The organism is Candidatus Magnetobacterium casense (assembly GCF_019173545.1).
Lineage (GTDB): Bacteria > Nitrospirota > Thermodesulfovibrionia > Thermodesulfovibrionales > Magnetobacteriaceae > Magnetobacterium > Magnetobacterium cryptolimnobacter.
Map to the genome: position 1 here is coordinate 1 of NZ_JABXWD010000293.1, position 4463 is coordinate 4463.

Annotated in this window: 3 protein-coding genes and 1 pseudogene; 2 read left to right on the forward strand and 2 right to left on the reverse strand. The window is 49.2% G+C overall.

What is annotated here, in order from left to right; genetic code table 11:
- Together HWQ67_RS13540 and HWQ67_RS13545 are read left to right on the forward strand one after the other, a co-directional pair.
- Positions 1-1878 (forward strand): annotated as a pseudogene (locus HWQ67_RS13540) (SUMF1/EgtB/PvdO family nonheme iron enzyme); the annotation flags it as partial.
- Positions 1879-1927: 49 nt separating this feature from the next.
- Positions 1928-2074 (forward strand): hypothetical protein, encoded by a 147-nt coding sequence (locus tag HWQ67_RS13545; protein WP_218253222.1) that lies wholly within the window; start codon positions 1928-1930, stop codon positions 2072-2074.
- 196 nt (positions 2075-2270) lie between these two features.
- Here HWQ67_RS13545 and HWQ67_RS13550 read toward each other — a convergent pair whose 3' ends face one another.
- Together HWQ67_RS13550 and pyrR are read right to left on the reverse strand one after the other, a co-directional pair.
- Positions 2271-3617 carry a hypothetical protein gene (locus HWQ67_RS13550; RefSeq protein WP_218253223.1) on the reverse strand — a complete coding sequence of 449 codons (1347 nt, stop codon included), beginning with the start codon at positions 3615-3617 and terminating at the stop codon, positions 2271-2273.
- Between the two features lie 149 nt (positions 3618-3766).
- The gene (gene pyrR, locus HWQ67_RS13555; protein ID WP_218253224.1) at positions 3767-4297 is read right to left on the reverse strand and encodes a bifunctional pyr operon transcriptional regulator/uracil phosphoribosyltransferase PyrR; all 531 of its coding nucleotides are present in this window, start codon (positions 4295-4297) and stop codon (positions 3767-3769) included.
- Positions 4298-4463 lie beyond the last annotated feature (166 nt).

Sequence of the window (4463 nt, forward strand, 5' to 3'; positions counted from 1 at the left end):
TCTCCCACCGTAAACCCTTCCCAAGAGTTTGAAGAACGATACCGCAAGAGGATCATACTTGACCACAACACATTTAACACGAAGGGACTTGGCCTGATCGATTCCTTCACTCTCGATCTCGATCAAGTTTTTGTCGATGTACGAATAGATCCAAGCAGCAATCCTAACAAGCCTTTGACAAACCTGATAGAAACCAAAGAGCTTGCTCAGACAAAGCACATATGGGATTTCATACGTATCAGCGAGGATGGACGCAAGAAAAATCAAAGGGTTGAAGGTTATGCCCTGATTGGTCCACCAGGCTGTGGAAAGACCACTCTGCTTCAGAATATCGCTGTCATTCTTGCGGACAAACGTCATGGTCTGTATAATATACGTCCGTATGTACCAATCTTTATCCCGATAAGGCAGGTTGTAAAAGGCATAGTAAAAGAGTCAAAATCGAAAAAACCTAAAAATCTTAATCTTGGAGACATTGCAAAGGGTTATTTTAGCAATGAGGGGTTATTTCCCAATCTCAAACCGTTCGATACGTGGTTTGAGGATAAGCTGAAGACGGGTGAATGTATAGTTCTCCTTGATGGCCTGGATGAAGTTGGAGACGAGGAGGATAGAAAGAAGGTCTCAGCTTGGGTCAATCAACAGATCAATACGTATACGGAAAGTTTGTTTCTCCTGACGTCGCGTCCACTTGGGTATAAGGTTGCCCCACTTCATGGCGCTTATATCCTCGAAGTGCAGAACTTTAATGCCGAACAGGTAAAACGCTTTGTCAACAACTGGTACCTTGCAAACGAGAAAAGAAGTGAGGGTAACGTAGACAACTATAGAGTGCGTGAGAGAGCCAACCGTGGAGCTGCAGACCTCCTTCAGCGTCTGCAAACAGTTCCGACGCTTAGTGCCCTTACAGCAAATCCCCTGCTATTGACGATGATAGCGATGGTTCATAGGTATAGAAGCGCTCTGCCCGGCAGTCGCTCTGAACTTTATGGAGAGATATGCGAGGTAATGCTATCTCGTTGGCGTCAAGTGAAAGGGATAAATGACGAATTTAGCTCCACTCAAAAAAGAAGTGTCCTGGAGACACTTGCCTGCCATATGATGGAAAAGAAGATACGCGAGATATCAAGAAAAGATGCTATTAAGATCACTCTGAAAGCCTTGCGCCGTATAGGCGTTAAAAAAGATGATGAAGATGCTTTTTTTCTAAGCCTGCAAGGGACAAGCGGCCTTTTAGTCGAACGGGAAGAGGGGATACTTGGCTTTGCCCACCTTACGTTTCAGGAGTTTTTAACCGTTTCATGCTGGTTGAACAAGGCCGACAGTACCCGTGATTGGCGCAATCTTGTCAGTGACAGTTGGTGGCATGAGACACTGAGATTGTATGCAACCCGTGGGGACGCTACAGACATCATCAATGCCTGTCTTGAGGTAAAAACGGTATCTGCTTTAACACTGGCCCTTGAGTGTCTTGAAGAGGTACAACTGATTGACGTTGAAGTTCGCGAGGCCATTGAAGGATTTTTTGCACGCAATCTTGAATCTGATGATGAAAACCTGCGAAGGATTGCCTTGGAAGTCATCATGAACCGACAGCTTAAATTATTCACCCCTATAGATGACAAGCGGCAAATAAGCAACGATTATGTAATATGTGCTCAATACCAGTTGTTTATTGACGATATGCGAAAAAAGGAAAGATATCTACAACCTGACCATTGGTTGGACTATACATTTCCAACAGGCAGTGCCAATGAACCAATTACTGGCGTCAGACTTAACAATGCAGAGGAGTTTTGCAAATGGCTTACGGAGAGGCAGGGTGGAACAATAACGATGTTGTATCGTCTACCAACGTTGCAAGAGGCTCGCCTATAGAAAATATATGGCTCGTATCTCTGAATGCACTTGTATCGGCTTTGATGAAATGAAAGCCAAAGAAAGAGACAAAAACAAAGACGCTCAACAATACGCTTTACGCCTCTACCTCTGGAGCCAGTTGATCCTGGCCAGGGTGGAGGGCAAACTTCCGGCGTGGGAGGGTATCCGCCTCGTCCGCGAACAGGTCAGATAGCCAATCGTGCTACTTTTACGGGGTCACGGGCATACGTGTTAAGCTAAGGTAGGATCAACATTAATTAGCGTTTCTTGTTTTTGATTGAGCAAGGCTAAGGCTCTTATATCCTTCTACGCTGTGGCAGACATGACGAATATTTCTGATGTTCGATGAGACATTTTACATATCTTCCACACAGGGGTTGAAACCAAACTTAACCGCGGATGCCAGACATATCAACCCTTGGAGTGCATCTGAGGGGTGTGACTGCCGCATCCGTTGTAATGCCGTGCGTTGTTGTAACCGTTGTGATTGCCGGGATGCTCTCTGCGTGAATGGGGGAGACAACGGCGTTGGTCTCTACTGCAAGACTTGCGATGTTGCCATCGCCCGGCACGAGTGCAAGGAGCATGTCCTTGTCCGTTGAGGCTTTGATTTTTATAGCCCCACCGACGACAAGGCTGCTACTTAAACCATTACCCGTGCCGATATCCAACGTAAAAGCACTGCCCCAGGCACCGTAGTCCCCGCCGTAGGCATACTGGCGGCGTAGAGCGCCATTGGGGGCAAGCCCCAGAAGCCACAACGCAGAACCGGAGAGACCACCAAAAGACGTCGTAGTACCCGAAACAACAAAACCGCCATCGGTAACAACGTTGACAGCATAAGAGCGGTCATCTCCCCCGCCGACACCACCATAGGCGTATTGCCAGAGGATTTGTCCCTCCGCATCCGTCCTGATGACGGCAATGGCCGTATTGGTTGTGGCGATGTGATAGCCTGAGACGATAAACCCGCCATCTGCAAGTGGTTTGACAGAGTACGCCCCCACCGGGTCTGCCCCCTTGATGACCCTCTGCCACCGGGGATTGCCATCGGCGTCAAGCCTCAGAAGGATGATGCCCCTTTGACTGCCATCCGGTGCATTGGTCTGACCTGCAACGATGAATCCCTCCTGCGGGACTTCCTCGATGGCATAGGTGTTTTCGATGCTGCTGCTTCCATAGGTCTTTTGCCAGAGTACGTTGCCATCAGCGTCAAGCCTCAACAGCCAGATATCGTCTGCCCCACTGCCAAAAGACCCCGTGTAACCGGCAACAATAAACCCGCCGTCGCCCAGTACCCGTATGGCCTTTGCGTAATCTACGCCGGTGCCGCCAAACGTCTTACTCCACTGTATGGAGCCATCGTCGTTGAGGCGCAACACCCACGCATCGCTGTATCCAGCGCCAAAGGAACTCGTATACCCCGCCGCAACAAATCCACCGTCGCCCAGTTCAATGCAGGACTGGAGGTTGTCAATCTCCCCCCCGCCATAGGTGTACGCCCATTGAAGGGCACCGGATGGGGTGAGCCTCACAATGATGATGTCCTTGCTGCCGGCACCAAATGAGTACGTCGATCCGCCAACGACAAACCCGCCATCGGCAACTCGATGAGCACAGTATGCAACGTCCTCATCATCACCACCTATCGCAATGATACCACCATACACTCCCTCAGCAACATCATCCCTTCTGTTATCGTCGTTGCCGCAACCCAGGATAATCACTACAACCATTACAGCCAATAGTTTCAAGGGTGTAATCGTTCACCCCCTAAAAAAAGAAAAAGAAGGAGGGCGGCTCCGCCCCCTCCTCAGACCTCCCCTGCAAGGGGGCCAGCCCCCTTGACCCCATTTTACCTTGTTGACAGTAGGATAACATCTTCCTATGCGCTTTGGATGCAGACCTTGTCATCCTGGTCACGTCCCTCAAGGAACACCCTGATGTCTTCGGACTTTGAGGTGGGCACGTTTTTTCCTACGTAGTCCGGCCTGATTGGTAGCTCCCTGTGTCCTCTGTCTATCAACACTACCAGTTGTATCTGTGCGGGTCTGCCAAAATCCATCAGGGCATCCATGGCCGCCCTCACCGTGCGTCCGGTGTAGATCACGTCGTCAACTAGGATTATGGTCTTACCGTTGATGTCAACGGGCATGTGCGTCTTTCGCACCACCGGCTGGGTCTTTCTGATGCCTAGATCATCCCTGTAAAACGATATATCCAGCGACGCCGATGGCACGTCCACATTTTCGATGGAGCGTATTTTTTCGACGATCCGCCCGGCAAGCTGTACGCCCCCCTGCTGAATTCCAACGATGCACAACCCCGTACACCCCCTGTTTCGTTCAATAATCTCATGAGCGATCCTGGATATAATCCGGCTTATGTCCGTGCCGTTAAGAAGCTCCTTACTAATCGTTGCCACCACCTTTAGATTAGCATGTATGACGAGGCTTTGACAAGTCTTAGAAAAAAGCAGCTTGATAACACCCTTATCCAAATGTTAATATAAATACTAAGTCATAGCAGAGAGTTATAGTAGTTAATGATAAAGCCGGCTCATAAATGGGGTCAAGGGGACT